Raw genomic sequence first — 20,360 nt, 5'->3', positions numbered from 1 at the left:
AACCTTTGCACCGAATCCTAACCCAGTGTGCCTTTTTGTTAATAAAAATCCAATAAGGGTTTTGTTTAGCGTGGCATCCGCGTAAACAAGTCACTATAATGTGCAGCCAAGTGTGCATGAAAATAGATGCACACTGCCTAGAAATCGATTTTGCTTTTTCTAGGTAGCAATTAGATACAGAATTTGTCATCGATTCCACACAATAGGAAATTCATATGCGTCCAAGCGACAGAACACCTGCACAATCTCGTCCAGTTACGATTACTCGTCAATTTACAGCTCACGCTGAAGGTTCGGTGTTGGTTGAATTTGGTGACACTAAAGTTTTGTGTACCGCAAGTTTTGAAGAAGGTGTACCACGCTTTCTTAAAGGTCAAGGCCAAGGCTGGGTAACTGCTGAATACGGTATGTTACCGCGTTCAACTCATAGCCGCATGCAACGTGAAGCTGCCCGTGGCAAACAATCTGGTCGTACTCAAGAAATCCAACGCTTAATCGGCCGTTCATTACGTGCAGCTGTGGATATGAAAGCACTAGGCGAGAACACGATCGTTATCGATTGTGACGTGATTCAAGCTGACGGTGGTACTCGTACTGCTGCAATTACTGGTGCATGTGTTGCATTAGTAGATGCATTAAACTGGGCGCGCGGTAAAGGCATTTTAAAAACTAACCCACTTAAGTTCTTAATTGCAGCAGTGAGCGTTGGTATTTATAAAGGTGAGCCAATCTGCGATTTAGAATACATCGAAGACAGCGCGGCTGAAACCGACATGAACGTAGTTATGACTGAAACTGGCAAGATGATTGAAATCCAAGGCACTGCCGAAGGTGAGCCGTTCAGCCACGAAGAGTTATTAAGCTTACTTGAACTTGCTAAGCATGGTATTCGCGAAATCGTGGATACGCAAAAAGCAGCATTAAGCTAAAACGTATTTGATTAAGGGGCTCTGTTAATAAGAGCCCCTTTTTTTAAGCTTTATTTAGGCTTAGTCGTCATTAAATAAAAACAGATAACAGTGTTAAGGAGATAATGTGAAAGCATATCAACGTGAGTTTATTGAATTCGCTCTTGAGCGTCAGGTATTACGCTTTGGTGAGTTCACCTTAAAATCAGGCCGTACTAGCCCTTACTTTTTTAATGCGGGTTTATTTAATACGGGTCGTGATTTAGCACGTTTAGGTCGTTTTTATGCTGCTGCATTGGTTGATTCTGGTATTGACTACGATTTAGTGTTTGGTCCGGCTTACAAAGGTATCCCTATTGCGACAACGACGGTTGTAGCGCTTTGCGATCACCATGATAAAGATGTGCCTTATTGCTTTAACCGTAAAGAGAAAAAAGATCATGGTGAAGGTGGCTCGTTAGTGGGTAGCGAGCTTGCAGGTAAAGTGATGCTAGTGGATGATGTGATCACCGCCGGTACTGCTATTCGTGAGTCGATGGAAATCATCGCAGCCCACGATGCAAGCTTAGCAGGTGTGTTAATCGCACTTGATAGACAAGAAAAAGGCAAGGGCGAGTTATCAGCGATTCAAGAAGTTGAACGTGACTTTGGCTGCGCTATCGTATCTATTATTAAGCTAGGTGATTTAATCAATTACTTATCTGAAAAATCAGGAATGGAAAAAGAGCTAGCGTCAGTGAGCGCTTACCGTGAGCAATACGGTATTTAATCCATCTTCGTTAAAAACAAAAGCCAGACTTAATGTCTGGCTTTTTTGTGTTTGTTTTGCAGTGAACAGGGTTAATGATTGCTAACTAACACTTAGACTGGTGTAAAAACTCAGCACGGGTGGCTGGGTTTGATTTAAAAATCCCGCCTAATGCCGTGGTGGTGGTTGAGCTGGTGGAGTCCATCACGCCGCGAGATTTAACGCAGTAATGCACCGCATCCATTTTAACGGCAACATCTTTAGTTTCAAGCAAGGTTTGCAGTGCAACTAAGACTTGCTGGGTCAGCCTTTCTTGTACTTGTGGGCGCTGGGCAAAAAAGCGCACGATGCGGTTTATTTTTGATAAACCGATAATTTTAGTGCGAGGCAAATAGGCTACAGTCGCATAGCCATCAATGGTGACTAAGTGATGCTCACAGGTGCTGGTTAGGCTTATGTCTTGCACACGCACCATTTCATCAACGCCCATCTTATTGTCGATGACAGTTATTTTAGGGAAGTTCTCATAATCAAGCCCTGAGAAAATCTCATCAACATACATTTTAGCAATGCGGCGAGGCGTATCCATTAAGCTGTCATCTGATAAGTCTAACGCCATTAGCGTTAACACTTCTTTCATGTGATGCTCAATTTTTTCTTTACGCGCTTCTGGAGTATGAGTTTGCGGCAGCATCGGGGTTTCTAACCCTTGCTCAGTCAGTGCTGTTTTGACCTTTATTGCAGCTTCACTTAATGCCATCTTATCCTCCAACCACAGGGGTAATGCGTACTACTGAGTGTATGTTATGAACCGTGATACTGCTGCAAATGCCGTATCACGAGGGAGGGGGATAATAACGTGATTTGAAGCAAATTAATATTACTGACATAAAAAAAGCCGACCTTTTTAGTCAAGTATCGGCTTTAGTGGTGAGGTGACGAATTAGAGTTTGAGGTTACTTTTTAAAAAACTCAGCATTTTATCGTAATATTTTGCCCTATGGTCATCGTTATAAAAACCATGGCCTTCATCATCCATAATGAGTTTTTCATAGGGATGTTTGTTTTGGTTCAGCCCTTTTTCTAATGACTCTAATTGCTCAATCGGTGCTCGTTCATCATTGCCACCATGCACTAGTAGTATGTTTGCTTTCAGTTTATCAGTATTAAAAGCAGGTGACATGTTTTCTAGCTGCTGGATGTTTTCTCCAAGGACTTGTTTTAAATAGCTATTGCCGCTACTTGTTTGTTGTATATCACCTTCCTCAAACATCATTTTTAAATCGTAGACACCAGCAAATCCAATTGCACATTTGAATAATTCAGGTTCAATGATTGCGCTTTGAAGTGCACTGTAGCCACCAAAACTAGCACCTACGATACAAATTCTGTCTTTATCTACGAAGCCTTGATCAATTACATACTTGGTACCATCGATGATGTCGTATTGAATATCAGCTCCCCATTTTTGATAACCGTCTTGTTGGAACTGTTTACCATAACCACCAGAACCTCGAAAGTTAACTTGTAAAACGGCCATTCCTTGGCTGGCAAGCAATTGACTTTGGGGATCAAAAGACCACCAGTCTCGCACGTAATGTGGACCACCATGTGGATTAACAATTAGCGGTAAGTTCTTGGCCTCTTTGCCTTCAGGTAAAGTTAAATAACCAGAAATAATTTTTCCATCACGACTCGTGAAGCTTATCGGCTTTACTTCTGCCATTGCATCAGGATCTAACCAGCTTTTTTCAGATGCGAGATAGTCTAATGTGACTTTTTCTGTATCAAATAGGTAGTAGTCACCGGGATTTTTATCGTTAAAAGCTTTAATCACGAATAGTTTTGCATCTGTTGTTTCACTGATAATTTGCACTTGATGACCGGGGAGTGATGCAATGAGTTGCTTCAGTAATTTTGTATGATCATCTTTTTGATCAACGAAAGCATATGTTGGATAGCCATCTTCATATTCAACTGCATAGAGCTGTTTAGACTGTTTGTTGATCCAAAAGTTACTTGGATCAACATTTTCATCATTAATGATCTTTTCTTTTTGGCCACTGACTAAGTCAATTTTATAAATACTTACAGTTTGATTATTTTCTCTAGCCGCTGCATAAATGGTGCTTGCTTTTCCTGCAAATGAAATAGGGTGAAAATCAGTTAACCCTACATTGAGATCATTGGCATTTATCCAATCACCATCTTGTCGATAAAACGTGTGTAATTCGTTGTTTTTATTAACCCCAGAGACGAATTTAACTTCGCCTTCATTGTCAGTTAAAAAGCTTGGGTTACCGATGGGGGATGTGGCTACTTTTCTCCTAACACCAGTTTTAACATTGACTCTGTAAACATGTTGTAAGCTATCGTTGCCCAATGAAGTGACGCTTCCCCAAGGAATTGCATTAACTAGCATATACTTATCATTTTCAGGTAATGGGTCTAAAATATATGCAGTGGCTCTAATTGATGTATTTCTCTTAATATTTGAACCAGTTTGCTGCTCGCTGCTATTGTAGCCAAATAAATATTTTCCTTTCGAGCCGTCAGCATTAACAGCCATAAGTTCACCATAATACTGGGGAACATCTGTCCAGCCTTTAAGATAGACTTTTTGCAATACGATTCTATCTTGGTTGACCCACTCATAATTTCCGACTTCAGCATTCCCTGGAAAATTTATCGCACTAATCATTTTTTTAGTTTCAGTTTCTAAAATAATTAAGGTTTTTTTACCATCATGGGTGGTCAATGCGCTGAGAAAATCACCATTTGGTGATATTTTTACATGGCTATACTCAGCGCCTTTACTATATAAAGCTGCCTGAGATAAAGAAGTTGCACTTAATATTGAGGGAAAAACAGCGAGCAGAAAACTTGCAATAATAGCAGTGTATTTCATAAACATCCTTGTATTTTTATCGGAAAAACCTATCGACTTCTATCGATTAATTCTATTTTTGTCATCTTAAAGTACGACTTTTAAGTCATTAATACAATTGTTTACATAAAAAAACGCACCGAAGTGCGTTTACATTATTGTACTTTGAAGGCTGATTTAGCTGCGTAACAACTGCTGCTGAACAAATTGCCATTGCTCGTCAAAGTGCTCGGTAGGTTTTTGTTTAAATTCACTACGAACAAATTGGGCGATTCTGCCTTCGGCGATAGCTAATAATAAGTTAGCTAAAATGGCTTCATCTAAATTAAAACCATGGCCTTCACGTAAGGTTTTTTCACGCAGTATTTGCTTAATTTGGGTTTCAATTTTGGCAAATAAACCACTGATGCGGCTGCGTAGACGCTCGTTCTCGCCCAGTAGTGCGTCGCCATTGAGTACCCGTGAAATACCTGGGTTACGCTCAGAGAAGACCAGTAATAGCTGTAAGACTAATTCACAGCGTTTCATGGTGTCTTTCTCTTCATCCATAATCAGGTTTAAACGAGACAAAATCGCGTCTTCAATAAACTCAATTAAGCCTTCAAACATTCTTGCTTTACTTGGGAAGTGGCGATAAAGCGCCGCTTCAGAAACACCAACTTCAGCTGCCAATTTAGCAGTGGTAATACGTTGGCCAGGGCTGGTTTCCAGCATGTGCGCGAGACACTGTAAAATGTGCTCACGACGATTTATTTTTGGGCTAGCCGCCATTTGTTATTCCTAGGCTTGTGACTACTTGTAAAGGTTATTTGGTACCTGAGTGACCAAATCCGCCTTCACCACGATCTGAGGTATCAAACTCATCGACTAAGGTAAATTGTGCTTGAACAACAGGAACAAACACCAGTTGCGCTAAACGATCACCTATTTCTAATGTAAAAGGCTCATCGCTACGATTCCAGCAAGACACCATTAATGGTCCTTGGTAATCAGAGTCAATTAAGCCGACTAAGTTACCTAACACAATGCCGTGTTTATGCCCCAAACCTGAGCGAGGCAAAATCACTGCCGCAAGACTTGGATCGGCAACGTGTACTGCAATCCCTGTGGGGATTAACACTGTTTTACCTGGCTCAATGACCATGGTGGTATCGATCATGGCGCGCAAGTCCATACCAGCACTGCCTGGTGTGGCATAGTTTGGTAGTGGAAACTCGCTGCCTATGCGGGAGTCGAGTAACTTTAATTCTACAGGTGTCTTCATGATGTTTTTATTTTTGTTGCTATTAAAGTAAGTAATTGTTTTGCTAGGGTCAGTTTATCGGTTGCTGGCAGCTGTTGACTACCGTCCTGCCAAAAAACATGTAATGCATTGGCGTCAGCATTAAAACCAAGCCCAGCGATTGATACGTCGTTTGCGGCAATTAAGTCCAACTTTTTTCGCTCAAGCTTGCCACGGGCGTATTCTTCTACGTTATCGGTCTCAGCAGCAAAACCTACAGTGAAAGGACGATTTTTTAATGCGGCTACATTGGCAAGAATGTCTGGATTACGGATCATCTCAAGCTGCATATTCTCAGCTGATTTTTTGATTTTTGATTCTGCTACTTCAGCAATGCGGTAATCTGCGACAGCAGCACAGCCTATAAAGATATCCTGACCATCAACATGCTCCATAACAGCATCAAGCATGTTTTGGGCTGATTCAACATCAATACGGTTGACATGACTTGGGGTCGCTAAATTGACTGGCCCTGATACTAAGGTGACTTCAGCGCCCATTTGTGTCGCTGCTGTGGCCAATGCGAAGCCCATTTTGCCTGAACTATGGTTAGAAATATAACGCACTGGGTCAATCGCTTCTCGAGTTGGGCCTGCTGTGAGGAGTAGTTTGACTCCGGCTAATGGTTTAGGGCCAAAGAAATTGATGAGCTGCTCAGCAATGGCTAACGGCTCCATCATCCGACCGGGACCCACTTCGCCACAGGCTTGGTCGCCACTCGCTGGCCCCCAAACTGTGATGCCTTTGCGAGCAATATTGGCAAGGTTTTCTTGAGTGGCTTGATTACGATACATTTGCTGGTTCATGGCTGGACACACTATCACTGGCGCTTCTGTGGCTAAACAAGTGGTAGTTAGCAATTCATCTGCCATGCCAGCATTAATGCGGGCAATAAGGTTTGCTGTTGCTGGCGCTACGATGACTACATCAGCCCAACGAGCTAATTCAATGTGCCCCATTGCAGCTTCAGCTGCGGGATCCAGTAAGTCAGAAGCAACAGGGTGACCTGATAAAGCTTGAATGGTTAACGGGGTGATAAATTCCATGGCGCTTTGGCTCATGACCACACGAACATCTGCGCCACGTTCTTTGAGGCGACGAATTAAGTCAGCACTTTTATACGCGGCTATGCCACCACCGATACCCAAAAGGACTTTTTTATTTGTCAGCATGTTTACTCAATCCTGCTATCCAGTTCATTGGCGCTACAATATCACAATCAACCTAAATGGTGACGATCCGAAATTAAAATTTTCGTCCATACTCTATGGTTATGTTGGCAGTGATGCGTTAGCTAACAGGAATATTGACTGAATTTGATTTAAGCAATAAACAAGGGAGTGTTTATGGCAATAAAAGATTGGCCAGAAGGAGAAGGTCCACGAGATAAGTTACTTCATCATGGGGCTGGGCACTTATCAGATGCAGAATTATTGGCTGTATTATTGCGAAATGGGTTAGCAGGCCATAATGCGGTGGATTTGGCTCGAGGAATGATCACAGAATTTGGCGGATTACGGGCTTTATTTTCAGCATCACAGTCTCAAGTGTGTCAATTAGCGGGTGTTGGGCCGGTAAAATTTGCTCAAATGCAGGCTGCATCGGAGATTTCGAAGCGAATTTTTCAAGAAAATATGCATCGAGGACAAATTTTAATAAATCCTGATTTAACTCGGGACTATTTAATGAGACAATTAGCAGACCGATCCTATGAAGTGTTCGCATTATTATTGTTGGATAGCCAACATAGAGTGATTCAGTTTGTAGAATTATTCCGCGGAACGATTAATTCGGCATCAGTATATCCACGTGAAGTGGTGGCGTTGGTGCTGGAGAAAAAGGCTGCGGCAGTCATAGTGTGTCATAATCACCCGTCTGGCATTGCAGAGCCAAGTCAGGCAGATCGGCAAATTACTGACAGATTAAAAAAAGCCCTCTCTACTATCGATGTTTCTCTATTAGATCATATGGTTGTAGGTGATCAGCAGATAATATCCTTTGCTGAACGTGGGTGGATATTTTAAACAACACTTGATCTTAGTTTTGTTATCGTGTATAAAATGCGCCCTCTTTGTGCCTCGGGCGACGGCCACACGAGGCACATAAATGCTCGAGCGTTTTAAAATTGTTTTTGGAGAAGATTGACATGTCAAGAGTATGCCAAGTAACTGGCAAGAAGCCGATGGTTGGTAACAACCGTTCGCACGCTAAAAATTCGACTCGTCGTCGTTTTTTACCTAACCTACAAAACCACCGTTTTTGGTTAGAAGAAGAAAAACGCTTCGTGCAACTACGTGTATCTACTAAAGGTATCCGTATCATCGATAAAAAAGGTATTGAAGTTGTAGTTAAAGAACTTCGTGCCCGCGGCGAGAAGGTATAATAGAAAATGGCTAAATCTAAAGGTAATCGTGAGAAGATCAAATTAGTATCTAGTGCTAAAACTGGTCACTTCTACACTACTGAAAAAAATAAGCGTAACATGCCTGAAAAAATGGAAATCAAAAAATTTGATCCAGTTATTCGTCAGCACGTTATCTACAAAGAAGCTAAAATCAAGTAATTGATTTTTCCTCCTTTTAAAAGCCCCTTTTTAGGGGCTTTTTTTTGGCCTTTTTTCAGCCCCACCTATGTCATACCAACTGTCTTATCCATTTTTAAGTAGCAATATATCTTTACAGTGCTTTGTGCTGATTATTTAGTGTGAGTATTAAACTTGTCATCTTGGCTGATTAGGCTGCGTATGAGTGAGTGCTTACCTGTATATTGGCCAACTATTTTACAAACCATGGCAAAAGGGTCGCTTTAATTAAGTGATTGGCTAGCTGATATTTTATCGAATACTAACGTGACACCGCTTTTGAGACTTTTTTGAATAGTTAAATACTAAAAAGCGCTAAATATCCCAATAAAAGTCTTTCAAAGTGAATTTAAATGCAATAATATTGATTAATTATATTGGTGTCGTATTTAGAATAGACACTGAATACCGTTAAGTTTATTTGTTAGGGGTTAATGTGCCTTTAAGAACCACAGAACTTGTTGATGGATTCCGTCACTCAGCGCCATATGTCAATGTGCATCGCGGCAAAACCTTCGTTGTGATGCTTGGTGGCGAAGCACTATTACATAATCAATTTAGAGGCATTCTCAATGATGTCGCCTTGTTGCACTCTTTAGGGATTAAAGTCGTGCTAGTTTATGGTGCCCGCCCTCAAATTGACGCGGCATTACATGATGCGAACATCGAGCCTACGTATCACAATGGTGTGCGTATAACCGACGAAGACTCGCTTAAAGTCATTAAGCAAGTTGCCGGTGCTGTGCAATTTGATATTACCGCTCGCTTATCGATGAGCTTGGGTAATACACCGATGCAAAATGCGCAAATCAACTTAGTGAGCGGCAATTTTGTTATTGCACAGCCATTAGGTATTGATGATGGCGTCGATTTTTGCCTGACTGGCAAAGTGCGCCGTATAGATACCCAAGGGTTAGAGCGTCAATTAAATAATAACTGTATTGTGTTAATGGGTCCTATGGCGGTCTCAGTGACTGGTGAGTGTTTTAATTTAACGGCTGAAGAGGTTGCCACCCAAGTGGCGATAAAGTTAAAGGCAGATAAGATCATTGGCTTTAGTAATACTCACGGCATTTTAGATGACTCAGGCGAGGTGATTGCCGAGTTAATGCCTAATGGCGCACAAGCTATTTGGGATGACATGAATCAAGCTGGCGAAGCCTGTGTTGGTACTATGGCCTTCTTAAAAGCCAGTATTGATGCGTGTCGTAATGGCGTGCCACGTTGTCATTTAGTGAGTTACCTTGAAGATGGCACCTTGTTGCAAGAGTTATTCTCTCGTGAAGGTATTGGTACCCAGATTGTGACCGAAAGTGCCGAACGATTACGTCGGGCAAACATTGGCGATATCGGTGGTATCTTAGATTTAATTAGACCACTAGAAGAGCAAGGGATACTAGTTAGACGCTCTCGTGAGCAACTGGAAATGGAAATCGAACAGTTTATGCTGATTGAGCGTGACAGTTTGGTGATTGGTTGTGCAGCACTGTATCCATTTGAAGAAGATAATGCCGGTGAGTTTGCTTGTTTAGTCGTGCATCCCGATTACCGTGATGCCGACAGAGGTAGCGTGCTATTGAATAACATTATTGGTCAAGCCAGAGTCAGAGGTTATTCACGGCTATTTGCCTTAACGACTCGCAGTATTCATTGGTTTTTAGAGCATGGCTTTAATATTGTTGAGGTTGATGCGCTGCCGAATGTCAAAAAGCAGCTATATAATTTTCAACGTAAATCAAAAATATTGGCCCTAGATTTATAAGGTTTATTTATAACACTAGATTTGAACATTAATGTTGAATACGTGATTGTTTGATACTTACTGAAATGCCACAACATGTTAAGCCATGGGGTGGCATTTTTGTTATGCTCGCAAAATATTGCATTATTCCAATCACATGCTCTATTAAGTCGGGCGCTTAATAAAAGCGAATTTTAGGTATAGAAAATCAATGAATATAGAACTGGCAGGGCTAACAGCGAATGGTTTAGCTAATTTCATCGGCGTTATGATGGGCTTATTGCTGCTCACGTTACTTTTAAAACTGAAAAAGATGCCAAGCATGGCCGTTTACGCAAGCTTAGGGATAATTATTGCGGTGTTTGGTTTGTTTTCTATTACCTTGTATCAAACGCAACACGCGGAGTTATCGGCCGAGGAAAATCTTCAGGTGACACTGACTATTCCACTCTACGGACAAGTATTTCAGCAAGATGAATTAGTTTGGCAGCAAGCCAGAGTGATTAATCTTATTGAGGCGCCGCAATATATGCCTACAAGACGAACGAATGGTCTTGGCTTGTCAGGTTACTCATTAGGATGGTTTACGCTGCAAAACGGCGATAAGGCGTTAGTATCAGTGACTACAAACGAGAATGTCTTGTTGTTACCCACTGAAAAGGGGTATTCGTTGTTGTTATCGTTAGAAAACCCGCAAGCAGCAATGACAAAAATGACTGCTTGGCAGGATTAAGTCAATTGGCTGTTAGCTTTGCTTTAAACGACGGCGTCGTTGTAGTGCCATATCGGTAGTAAAGACCACTAAAGCACTCCAAATAAACCCAAAGGTGATGCCCTTTTCAATATCGAATGGTTCCTTGTATAAAAATATTGCCAAAATAAACATGATACTGGGACCGATATACTGAAAGAATCCCAGCATCGATAGTGGAATGCGCATGGCTGCACCAGCAAAGCACAATAATGGCACTGTAGTGACAATACCTGCTGCAATCAGTGTGAGGTTCATTGTCATATCATTAGTCAGCATATTCGCGCTGGCTGTGTCTAATGTGAGCGCTAAATAGCCGAGTGCGATAGGGAGCAAAATAGCGGTTTCAACTAATAAGCCTGTTTTAGCGTCGATATTGACCTTTTTACGCAGTAAACCATAAAAGCCAAAAGAAGCTGCTAATGCCAGAGATACTAAAGGTATTGAGCCGAATGAAATGAGCTGAATCAAAACGCCAATACTGGCTAGCGCCACTGCAGCCCACTGCAATTTGCGTAATCGCTCAGATAAAAAGACCATTCCCAATAGCACATTAAATAATGGATTAATGAAGTAGCCTAAGCTGGCATCAAGCATTTGATCGTTATTAATGGCCCAAATAAATATCAACCAATTAGCAGCAATGAGCACCGAGGTGAGTGCTAACACCAGTAACTGTTTGGGCTTTTTCAGCAAGGTCGTTAAGCGAGAGAAACCGCCCAAAAACTGCATTAAAATGATAATAAAAATAAATGACCACACGACACGGTGAGCTAAAGTTTCCAGCGCAGAAACGTCACTCAGTAACTTGAAATAAAGCGGTGCAATTCCCCATAGACAGTAGGCACAAATGGCAAGGGCTATGCCTTTACGATGTTCAAAATCTTGCATGGGAATCCAGTATGAAGCGATAAAGAAGGCGATTGTAGGTGGCTTACGGTAATCTCTCAAGTAATTCGCGAAATCATTTTACGTATATTGAATATGCAAAAACTTTACAGTTGCCAAATAGACATTGATGTTCAATTGAATTATTCGCATCCGACTACTCAACCCATCATATCAGCCAACCATATAAGTTCCCGTGCCAAATGCGATATGAGTACCTTGTTCATTATGCAGCTCCATTCGGCACACTGAAACACGATTACCTGAACGGATCACACATCCTGTAGCTGTAAATATTTCTCCTCGGCCAGGGCGAAGGTAATCGACTCGCATATCAATTGTACCGAGCGTAGTGAGCCGTTGTTCTAACGCTTCAATGGTCCAATCTTCTCGGCTTGAAACTAAGCCTGCAAAACAGGTTAACCCACCGACAACATCGAGCAGTGTGGCTGTCACTCCACCATGTAATATGTGTTGATGAATATTGCCAATGAGTTCGGGTTTCATTTTAATCACCACTTCAACACCGTCGATATCGTAACGCTTGATTTCTAATCCGAGTAGATTATGAAAAGGGACATGCTTATCAAAAATATCAGCCACTTGTTGTAATACTTTACGTTGAACGTCCGTGGTCATAGTTGGCCTTTAGTTAGCAAGTCATGCTGAAATACATGAACGTGATGAGATAGAGTATTTAATCTAACTTAATTAGCTTTATAAAATCAATGGTGCATATTTGAGCAGTTGAGGTCAGCTATTGCGCATTGATTCGAGACATATGCACAGCAGTGCTTTAAAATGGCGCTTCTTATCTTCAGCTCAAAAGATGGACAATCATATCTCAGGTTCAGTAGAAGCACCGCCGCAGCAGATTTCAGTTCCCACTCCAACATTGGAGCAGGACGCACTCGGCTACCATTTACAACAGATATTTGGCTATCGTGACTTTAGAGAAGGTCAGCGTGAGATTATTGAGCAAACGTTAAACGGCCAAGACACATTAGTTATCATGCCCACAGGTGGCGGTAAAAGTATGTGTTATCAGCTGCCAGCTTTATTACTGCCAGGGTTGACAGTAGTGGTGTCACCTTTGATTTCTTTGATGAAAGATCAAGTGGACAGCTTAACTCAATCTGGAGTTGCGGCAGCTTATTTGAACTCATCCTTACCTCGTGAAGAAACGGTGGCAATACTACGCCGTTTGCATCAGGGTGACATTAAGCTGCTATATGTATCGCCAGAGCGCTTACTTCGTCCTGACTTTATTGAGCGTTTACATGAATTACAGGTATCTCTGTTTGCCATTGATGAAGCGCATTGCATTAGTCAATGGGGCCATGATTTTAGACCTGAATATGCCGCCCTTGGTCAGTTAAAACAGATATTTCCATACATTCCACTGATGGCGTTAACAGCTACAGCTGATCAAGCAACTCGTGAGAGTATTTGCCAGCGGCTTCATATCACGCCATTTTGCTTATTATCTAGCTTTGACCGACCTAATATCCGTTACACTGTGGTCGAAAAGCTCAATGCTGCTAACCAGCTAAAGCAGTTTTTACAACTGCAAAAAGGCAGTAATGGCATTATCTACTGCAGTAGTCGACGCCGTGTTGATGAAGTTGCTGATCGCCTCAAGCTGCAGGGCTTCAGCGCTGCTGCGTACCATGCGGGTATGACACAAGAGGAACGTGTTGATATTCAAGATAAATTTTTAAAAGATAAAATCGATATTGTAGTGGCAACTGTTGCCTTTGGCATGGGGATTAATAAATCCAATGTCCGCTTTGTAGTGCATTACGATATTCCGAAAAGCGTGGAGTCTTACTACCAAGAAACAGGCCGAGCAGGACGAGATGGCTTAGATGCTGAAGCTTACATGTTATTTGACCCTGCTGATATTGGGCGCGTGAAGCATTTAATTGAGCAATCTGAGCCAGGTCCGCAACAAGATGTGGAGTTCCATAAAATGAATACCATGGCGGCGTTTGCTGAAGCGCAAACATGCCGCCGTCAGGTATTACTGCATTACTTTGATGAAAGTGCTGATAAGCCTTGTGGTAACTGCGATGTCTGTATTGACCCGCCTAAAAAGTATGATGGCAGTGAAGATGCTAAAAAAGTTTTGTCTTGTATCTTTAGACTAAACCAGCATTTTGGGGTGAATCAGGTCATTGACGTGTTACGTGGCTCAAAAGCGGCCAATGTGATGGATCGTGGCCATAATAAGTTATCCACTTGGGGAATTGGCAAGGAGCAAAGCCATGAGTATTGGTTGTCGGTTACACGTCAACTCATTCACCTTGGACTGGCTTCACAAGATATTACCCGTGGTTCATCTGTTAAGCTCAACGAATCAGCAAGAGCCGTGTTAAAAGGCGAGGTGACATTGCAACTTGCAGAGCCTCGTATTCAATTAGTGACCACTAAACGTCGCAGTAGCGCCTCTCGTGCGCCGCAGCAATACGACAGAAAGCTCTTTGCACGCCTGAAATTACTACGAAGAGAGCTGGCCGAAGAGCATGACGTTCCGCCATATTTAGTATTCAATGACGCAACATTAGCAGAAATGGCGGCAATGGTACCCACGAGCGCCGGAGAAATGTTAGCGGTGAATGGTGTTGGTGAGCGTAAGTTAAGCCGATTTGGTAATGCCTTTTTGGATGAAATTAGCCAATACTTAATCGAAAGCTAGTTAATCTTTGGTACAAGGCTTATTGCGTTATCATCAAGGATGTTAGCGAGCCGTTTTAATGCTAGGTAATGAAAGCGTGATGGTTCTTCACCTCCTCAGTTCTTCACTTCTTCAATTCTCGTTTGTCGTTAATTTTAGCTCTCTTATATTTCACTAGCTTGATTTCATCATTCTCGTTATGGCCTTCCTTTGTGTGCAACCGCTTTGATTAGGTTATCGCGCAAACATGATTAACAGGTGTTTTTAATCACGAACGATCTATTTCATTCAGTTACTATGCTAGTCCCATATTCAATGTTTGCTGGCTGCGTATTGATTCGCATGGCTGATATAACAAAAATGGCTTAATCACTTCAAAAAATTTATGCACTTTTTTATTGGTGATGATACTTAGTTGTTTGATGCAAATTATTTTTGAAAATAAATCCTAGAATCAGCGTATATCAAGGTTTACGTTGGGTTTTTCATTATCGCTACACTGTTTTAGGGAAGATTGACTGTCGAGTCTGATTTAGCTTTAAGGGATAATTGAACAAAAGATGAATAAAATAGGGTTGACACAGCAGGCTTGTCACGTTAAAAAGTCAGTATAGAACATTTTAATTTAAGAATAATTAGTTAACTTTAATGAATATTTATAGTGGTAACATTCTCCTAGGTCTCTTTCTTCTCTTACGCAAAATTTGCGCGGAGTCCTTTGTGTTACTTGCTAAATAAGTTTACTTGCATTCACAAACCCCGCGCTAACAGCCGCGGGGTTTTTTGTTTCTGTACCCAATTGATTTTTAGAACAAACAAATAGACGAATGACTTGCTAAACACTTTTAATGGCGTCGCAGTTATTTGTTAGATAACCGAACAAACTTTTACCTGAACAACAAAGTTCGATGGAGAAAACTGATGTCCAATAGAGTCATAATATTTGATACCACATTGAGAGATGGTGAGCAGGCGTTAGCAGCAAGTTTAACGGTTAAAGAAAAGCTGCAAATTGCTCTGGCGCTTGAGCGCTTGGGTGTTGATGTTATGGAAGTGGGGTTTCCTGTGTCATCGCCAGGTGATTTTGAATCAGTGCAGACCATTGCTAGAACAATTAAAAACAGCCGTGTTTGTGCATTATCTCGTGCTCTTGAAAAAGACATTGATGCAGCAGCTCAAGCGTTATCTGTTGCTGAACAGTTCCGTATTCATACTTTTATTTCTACATCGACTATTCACGTTGAAAGCAAATTAAAACGTTCATTTGATGACGTGCTTGATATGGCTGTTGGGGCCGTTAAATATGCTCGCCGTTTTACTGATGATGTTGAGTTTTCGTGTGAAGATGCGGGTCGAACACCTATTGATAACCTATGCCGTATGGTTGAACAAGCCATTAAAGCGGGTGCTCGCACCATTAATATTCCTGATACCGTGGGCTATACCGTGCCAAGTGAGTTCGGTGGCATCATTCAAACGCTATTTAATCGTGTACCTAATATCGATCAAGCGGTGATCTCAGTGCATTGTCATGACGATTTAGGTTTGTCTGTGGCTAACTCTATTACTGCTGTTGAGCATGGTGCTCGTCAAATTGAATGTACTGTAAACGGTATTGGCGAACGAGCGGGTAATTGTTCATTAGAAGAAATCGCCATGATCCTATCGACGCGTAAAGGTTTATTAGGGCTTGAAAGCAATATTAATGCAAAAGAGATCCATCGCACCTCTTCATTGGTGAGCCAGCTATGTAATATGCCTATTCAAGCGAACAAAGCTGTCGTGGGCACCAATGCGTTTTCTCATTCATCAGGCATTCACCAAGATGGCATGTTAAAAGCGAAAAACACTTACGAGATCATGACGCCAGAAAGCATTGGTTTGAATCGTAATAATTTAAATATGACATCACGCTCAGGCCGCCATGTCATTAAGCACCGTATGGAAGAAATGGGTTACCAAGCATCCGATTACGATATGGATAGCCTTTACGAGCAATTTTTGAATTTAGCGGATAAGAAAGGTCAAGTATTTGATTATGACCTAGAAGCCTTAGTGTTTATGGAAGCTCAATCTCAAGATGATGATCATTACGCATTACAACACTTGATGGTGCATTCAGATTCTACAGAAGGCGTAGCAACTGCCACAGTGCGTATTACGGTGGATGGTAAAGAGATGACAGAAGCGGCGACCGGTAATGGTCCTGTTGATGCTGCGTACAATGCCATTGCAAGAGCAACAGACCGCACCATCAATATTACCAACTACAAATTAGGTGCGAAAGGTGAAGGTCAAAATGCCTTAGGCCAAGTTGATATTACCGCAGAATACAATCAGCAAACTTTCCATGGTCTAGGGTTAGCAACAGACGTTGTTGAATCCTCAGCACAGGCGCTCGTTCATGTGATGAACTTAATTTATCGTGCAGATAAAGTAGCTGATTTTAAACAACAGATTCATAAAGATAGGGAGTTAGGTGGAGTATGAGTTATCAAGTAGCAGTATTAGCAGGGGATGGTATTGGTCCTGAAGTAATGGCTGAAGCACGCAAAGTGCTAAAAGAAGTTGAAGCCAGATTTGCACTAAATATTGAATATGCTGAGTACGATGTTGGTGGTATTGCCATTGATAACCATGGTTGCCCGTTACCAGAATCAACTTTGAAAGGTTGTGAAGCTGCAGATGCCGTATTGTTTGGTAGTGTTGGTGGCCCTAAATGGGAACATCTAGCCCCTAATGATCAACCTGAACGTGGCGCGTTGTTACCGCTTCGTGGTCATTTTGATTTGTTCTGTAATTTACGTCCTGCCAAGTTGCATACAGGACTTGAACATATGTCACCGCTGCGCAGTGATATCTCATCACGTGGTTTTGATGTGTTATGTGTCCGTGAGTTAACGGGTGGTATTTACTTTGGTAAGCCAAAAGGGCGCCAAGGTGAAGGCGCTGATGAAGAAGCGTTTGATACGATGCGCTATAGCCGCCGCGAGATTGAGCGCATAGCTCGCATTGCTTTTGAAGCTGCTCAAGGCAGAAGTAAAAAAGTGACATCAGTCGATAAGGCTAACGTTCTGGCTTGTTCAGTATTATGGCGAGAAGTTGTTGAAGGTGTCGCTAAAGATTTCCCAGATGTAGAGCTTGAGCATATCTATATTGATAACGCGACAATGCAATTGTTACGTCGTCCGAATGAATTTGACGTCATGTTATGTTCAAACTTATTTGGCGATATTATTTCTGACGAAATTGCCATGTTGACTGGCTCTATGGGGCTATTGTCATCTGCGAGTTTAAATAGCAGTGGTTTTGGTATGTATGAACCTGCTGGTGGCAGTGCACCAGATATTGCCGGCCAAGGTATTGCCAATCCAGTGGCACAAATTTTATCAGCTGCCTTATTGCTGCGTCATAGTTTAAAGCTTGAAGAAGCCGCGAGTGCGATAGAGCGTGCGGTAAGTAAAGCCTTGTCTGAAGGTTATTTAACGGGCGAGTTATTAAGTGCTGATGAACGCCAAAATGCTAAAACAACGTCAGAAATGGGCGATTTTATCGCTAATGCTGTTAAGGAAGGTGTGTAATGGCAACTCAAGCAAGTGGTGCTCAGACTCTGTATGAAAAAGTGTGGGATGCCCATGTACTGGCATCGCCAGAAGCAGAGGCGCCGATTATCTATGTGGATCGCCATTTGGTTCACGAGGTGACATCACCGCAGGCCTTCAGTGGTTTAAAAACCGCAGGGCGTAAACTCCGCGCACCTGAAAAAACCTTTGCAACTATGGATCATAATATCTCAACATTGAGCGCGAGCTTAGATGCGATGAGTCCAATGGCACGTATTCAAGTAGAGACATTAGCGCAAAACTGTAAAGAATTTGGCGTTAAGCTTTATGATATTCACCATCCTAACCAAGGTATTGTTCATGTAATGGGACCAGAATTAGGCATTACACTACCTGGCACTGTCATTGTTTGTGGCGACTCGCATACGGCGACACATGGGGCATTTGGGGCGTTGGCATTTGGTATTGGTACCTCAGAAGTTGAGCATGTGTTAGCAACCCAAACTATGCGTCAGCTGAAAGCGAAAACCATGAAAGTGGAAGTACGTGGTCATGTCGCTGAAGGCATTACAGCAAAAGATATTGTGTTAGCCATCATTGGTCGTTTAGGCATGGATGGCGGTACTGGTTATGTCGTTGAGTTCTGTGGTGACGCTATCGAAGCGCTATCAATGGAAGGCCGCATGACATTATGTAACATGGCCATTGAAATGGGCGCTAAAGCAGGCATGGTTGCGCCTGATCAAACCACATTCGGCTATCTTGAAGGGCGTGAGTTTTCTCCTAAAGGCGATGACTGGCAGCAAGCCGTTGCGGATTGGACTGCGTTAAAAACCGATCCAGATGCAAGCTTTGATGCAGAAGTGATTTTAGACGCTGCCGATATTGCACCACAATTAACTTGGGGAACAAATCCAGGTCAAGTGGTTCCGATTGATGCAGAAGTGCCAAATCCAGCGAGCGAGCCAAATGCGACAGTGCGTAGTAGCATGGAAAAAGCCCTTGAATATATTGGCCTAACTTCTGGTACCAAAATGGTTGATATTCCGATTAATAAAGTCTTTATTGGTTCGTGTACTAACTCTCGTATCGAAGACTTACGTGCAGCTGCGCACCATGCTAAAAACCGTAAAGTCGCTGATGGCGTCACTGCGATTGTGGTTCCAGGTTCTGGACAAGTTAAATTACAGGCAGAAGCAGAAGGGTTAGATAAAGTCTTCCTTGATGCTGGTTTTGAGTGGCGCTTACCGGGTTGCTCTATGTGTTTAGCAATGAATGATGATCGATTAGAAGCTGGCGATCGCTGCGCATCGACCAGTAATCGTAATTTTGAAGGCCGCCAAGGCCGTGGCAGTCGAACACATTTGGTGAGCCCTGCAATGGCAGCTGCAGCAGCTATTGCTGGTCATTTTGTTGATATTCGTAAGCCTTATTAATCCATTACCACTAGAAGAGAGAAACAGATGCAAGCTTTTACTCAACATACTGGTCTAGCGGTTGCGATTGATAGTGCGAATATCGACACTGACCAAATAATTCCTAAGCAATTCTTATCAAAAGTGACAAGGGATGGCTTTGGGGTACATTTATTCCATGATTGGCGTTATTTAGATGAAGCGGGTGAGCAAGATAATCCAGATTTTTCATTAAATTTACCTCGTTATAAAGGTGCGTCGATTTTATTAGCTCAAGAAAATTTTGGCTGTGGTTCTAGTCGTGAACACGCACCATGGGCGTTAGCCGATTTTGGTTTGCGTGTGGTCATTGCGCCCACTTTTGCTGACATTTTTTATGGCAACTCGATCAATAATGGTTTATTGCCAGTTAAGTTAACTCACGAGCAAGTCAATCAATTGATGGCAGAGGTTGAGGCCAGTGAAGGTGCGAATATTACCGTTGATTTAGTGTCGTTAACGGTGACCTCACCAACTGGGAGTGTTTTCGATTTTTCGATTGCTGAATCAGCGAGACATAAGCTATTAAACGGCTTGGATGCAATTGGCTTAACCTTAGAATATGCACAGGCAATTACGGACTACGAGGCGAATATACCTGCTTGGCGTCGTTAATCGCCATGACAATATGTCTGCGATTAGCGACGTAATTTTAAACAGGTTTAATCAAATTGTTGCTATTGGGCTTAAAATTAACATTTAGGCTTACACTTGTACCAAGTTTATATTAGTTAAAGCCCTTACTATGATAAGTAAGGGCTTTTTTATTGATTGATATAAATTATATTGGCTTAATAGTCTGATTTTTAAGGTTTTGTCTTTTTATCTTTCATTGTTTTACACAAAGGTAGTGAAACTCACTGCTTTTTTGGGAACACTT

Annotated in this window: 19 protein-coding genes; 12 read left to right on the top strand and 7 right to left on the bottom strand. The window is 42.0% G+C overall.

The genetic code is table 11. The features are described from left to right. Positions 1-215 precede the first annotated feature (215 nt). Entirely contained in the window at positions 216-929 is a 714-nt protein-coding gene (gene rph, locus AN944_RS13895) for a ribonuclease PH (protein WP_055025233.1), read from the top strand. A 106-nt stretch (positions 930-1,035) separates the two neighbouring features. Continuing rightward, complete coding sequence (gene pyrE / locus AN944_RS13890; protein WP_055025232.1) at positions 1,036-1,677, top strand: orotate phosphoribosyltransferase; 642 nt, start codon at positions 1,036-1,038, stop codon at positions 1,675-1,677. A gap of 85 nt (positions 1,678-1,762) precedes the next feature. Here the strand turns inward: pyrE and folE are convergent, their stop codons facing one another. The 5 genes from folE to coaBC form a co-directional block, all read right to left on the bottom strand. Further along, positions 1,763-2,416, bottom strand: coding sequence for a GTP cyclohydrolase I FolE (folE, locus tag AN944_RS13885; protein ID WP_055025231.1), 654 nt, complete (start codon positions 2,414-2,416; stop codon positions 1,763-1,765). 183 nt (positions 2,417-2,599) lie between these two features. Continuing rightward, entirely contained in the window at positions 2,600-4,564 is a 1,965-nt protein-coding gene (locus AN944_RS13880; RefSeq protein ID WP_055025230.1) for a S9 family peptidase, read from the bottom strand. 156 nt (positions 4,565-4,720) lie between these two features. Then, on the bottom strand, positions 4,721-5,314 hold the full coding sequence (slmA, locus tag AN944_RS13875; protein ID WP_055025229.1) for a nucleoid occlusion factor SlmA: 594 nt from the start codon (positions 5,312-5,314) through the stop codon (positions 4,721-4,723). Positions 5,315-5,348: 34 nt separating this feature from the next. Then, positions 5,349-5,807, bottom strand: a complete 459-nt coding sequence (gene dut, locus AN944_RS13870) for a dUTP diphosphatase (protein WP_055025228.1) — start codon at positions 5,805-5,807, stop codon at positions 5,349-5,351. Continuing rightward, a complete protein-coding gene (gene coaBC / locus AN944_RS13865) occupies positions 5,804-6,997 on the bottom strand; it encodes a bifunctional phosphopantothenoylcysteine decarboxylase/phosphopantothenate--cysteine ligase CoaBC (RefSeq protein WP_055025227.1) in 1,194 nt (397 codons plus the stop codon). Before coaBC ends, dut begins: the two co-directional genes overlap by 4 nt. 174 nt (positions 6,998-7,171) lie before the next feature. Here coaBC and radC point away from each other — a divergent pair, with 174 nt between their 5' ends. The 5 genes from radC (at position 7,172) to AN944_RS13840 (ending at position 10,880) form a co-directional block, all read left to right on the top strand. Continuing rightward, the gene (radC, locus tag AN944_RS13860; RefSeq protein WP_055025226.1) at positions 7,172-7,849 is read left to right on the top strand and encodes a DNA repair protein RadC; all 678 of its coding nucleotides are present in this window, start codon (positions 7,172-7,174) and stop codon (positions 7,847-7,849) included. A gap of 122 nt (positions 7,850-7,971) precedes the next feature. Then, positions 7,972-8,208, top strand: a complete 237-nt coding sequence (gene rpmB / locus AN944_RS13855; RefSeq protein ID WP_055025225.1) for a 50S ribosomal protein L28 — start codon at positions 7,972-7,974, stop codon at positions 8,206-8,208. Positions 8,209-8,214: 6 nt separating this feature from the next. Continuing rightward, on the top strand, positions 8,215-8,388 hold the full coding sequence (gene rpmG, locus AN944_RS13850; RefSeq protein WP_055025224.1) for a 50S ribosomal protein L33: 174 nt from the start codon (positions 8,215-8,217) through the stop codon (positions 8,386-8,388). A gap of 454 nt (positions 8,389-8,842) precedes the next feature. Beyond that, positions 8,843-10,168 carry an amino-acid N-acetyltransferase gene (argA, locus tag AN944_RS13845; RefSeq protein ID WP_055025223.1) on the top strand — a complete coding sequence of 442 codons (1,326 nt, stop codon included), beginning with the start codon at positions 8,843-8,845 and terminating at the stop codon, positions 10,166-10,168. Positions 10,169-10,358: 190 nt separating this feature from the next. Beyond that, the gene (locus tag AN944_RS13840) at positions 10,359-10,880 is read left to right on the top strand and encodes a PH domain-containing protein (protein WP_055025222.1); all 522 of its coding nucleotides are present in this window, start codon (positions 10,359-10,361) and stop codon (positions 10,878-10,880) included. A gap of 12 nt (positions 10,881-10,892) precedes the next feature. Here AN944_RS13840 and rarD read toward each other — a convergent pair whose 3' ends face one another. Both rarD and AN944_RS13830 read right to left on the bottom strand, forming a co-directional pair. Further along, positions 10,893-11,789: an EamA family transporter RarD gene (rarD, locus tag AN944_RS13835; RefSeq protein WP_055025221.1), complete on the bottom strand. Its 897-nt coding sequence runs from the start codon at positions 11,787-11,789 to the stop codon at positions 10,893-10,895. Between the two features lie 171 nt (positions 11,790-11,960). Then, positions 11,961-12,425, bottom strand: a complete 465-nt coding sequence (locus tag AN944_RS13830; protein ID WP_055025220.1) for a thioesterase family protein — start codon at positions 12,423-12,425, stop codon at positions 11,961-11,963. 190 nt (positions 12,426-12,615) lie between these two features. On the opposite strand from AN944_RS13830, the gene recQ reads away from it, so the two are divergent. From recQ to leuD, 5 genes are all read left to right on the top strand, one after another. After that, positions 12,616-14,484 (top strand): DNA helicase RecQ, encoded by a 1,869-nt coding sequence (gene recQ / locus AN944_RS13825; RefSeq protein WP_082420022.1) that lies wholly within the window; start codon positions 12,616-12,618, stop codon positions 14,482-14,484. A 900-nt stretch (positions 14,485-15,384) separates the two neighbouring features. Further along, positions 15,385-16,953 (top strand): 2-isopropylmalate synthase, encoded by a 1,569-nt coding sequence (gene leuA, locus AN944_RS13820; protein ID WP_055025219.1) that lies wholly within the window; start codon positions 15,385-15,387, stop codon positions 16,951-16,953. Beyond that, a complete protein-coding gene (leuB, locus tag AN944_RS13815; protein WP_055025218.1) occupies positions 16,950-18,044 on the top strand; it encodes a 3-isopropylmalate dehydrogenase in 1,095 nt (364 codons plus the stop codon). Before leuA ends, leuB begins: the two co-directional genes overlap by 4 nt. Further along, a complete protein-coding gene (gene leuC, locus AN944_RS13810; RefSeq protein ID WP_055025217.1) occupies positions 18,044-19,462 on the top strand; it encodes a 3-isopropylmalate dehydratase large subunit in 1,419 nt (472 codons plus the stop codon). The genes leuB and leuC overlap by 1 nt, the downstream gene beginning before the upstream one ends. Positions 19,463-19,489: 27 nt before the next feature. Beyond that, positions 19,490-20,095, top strand: coding sequence for a 3-isopropylmalate dehydratase small subunit (leuD, locus tag AN944_RS13805; protein ID WP_055025216.1), 606 nt, complete (start codon positions 19,490-19,492; stop codon positions 20,093-20,095). Positions 20,096-20,360: the final 265 nt, after the last annotated feature.

The organism is Shewanella sp. P1-14-1 (assembly GCF_001401775.1).
GTDB lineage: Bacteria > Pseudomonadota > Gammaproteobacteria > Enterobacterales > Shewanellaceae > Shewanella > Shewanella japonica.
The sequence above is the reverse complement of the archived record's forward strand: the minus strand, read 5'-3'. Positions and strand labels throughout refer to the sequence as shown.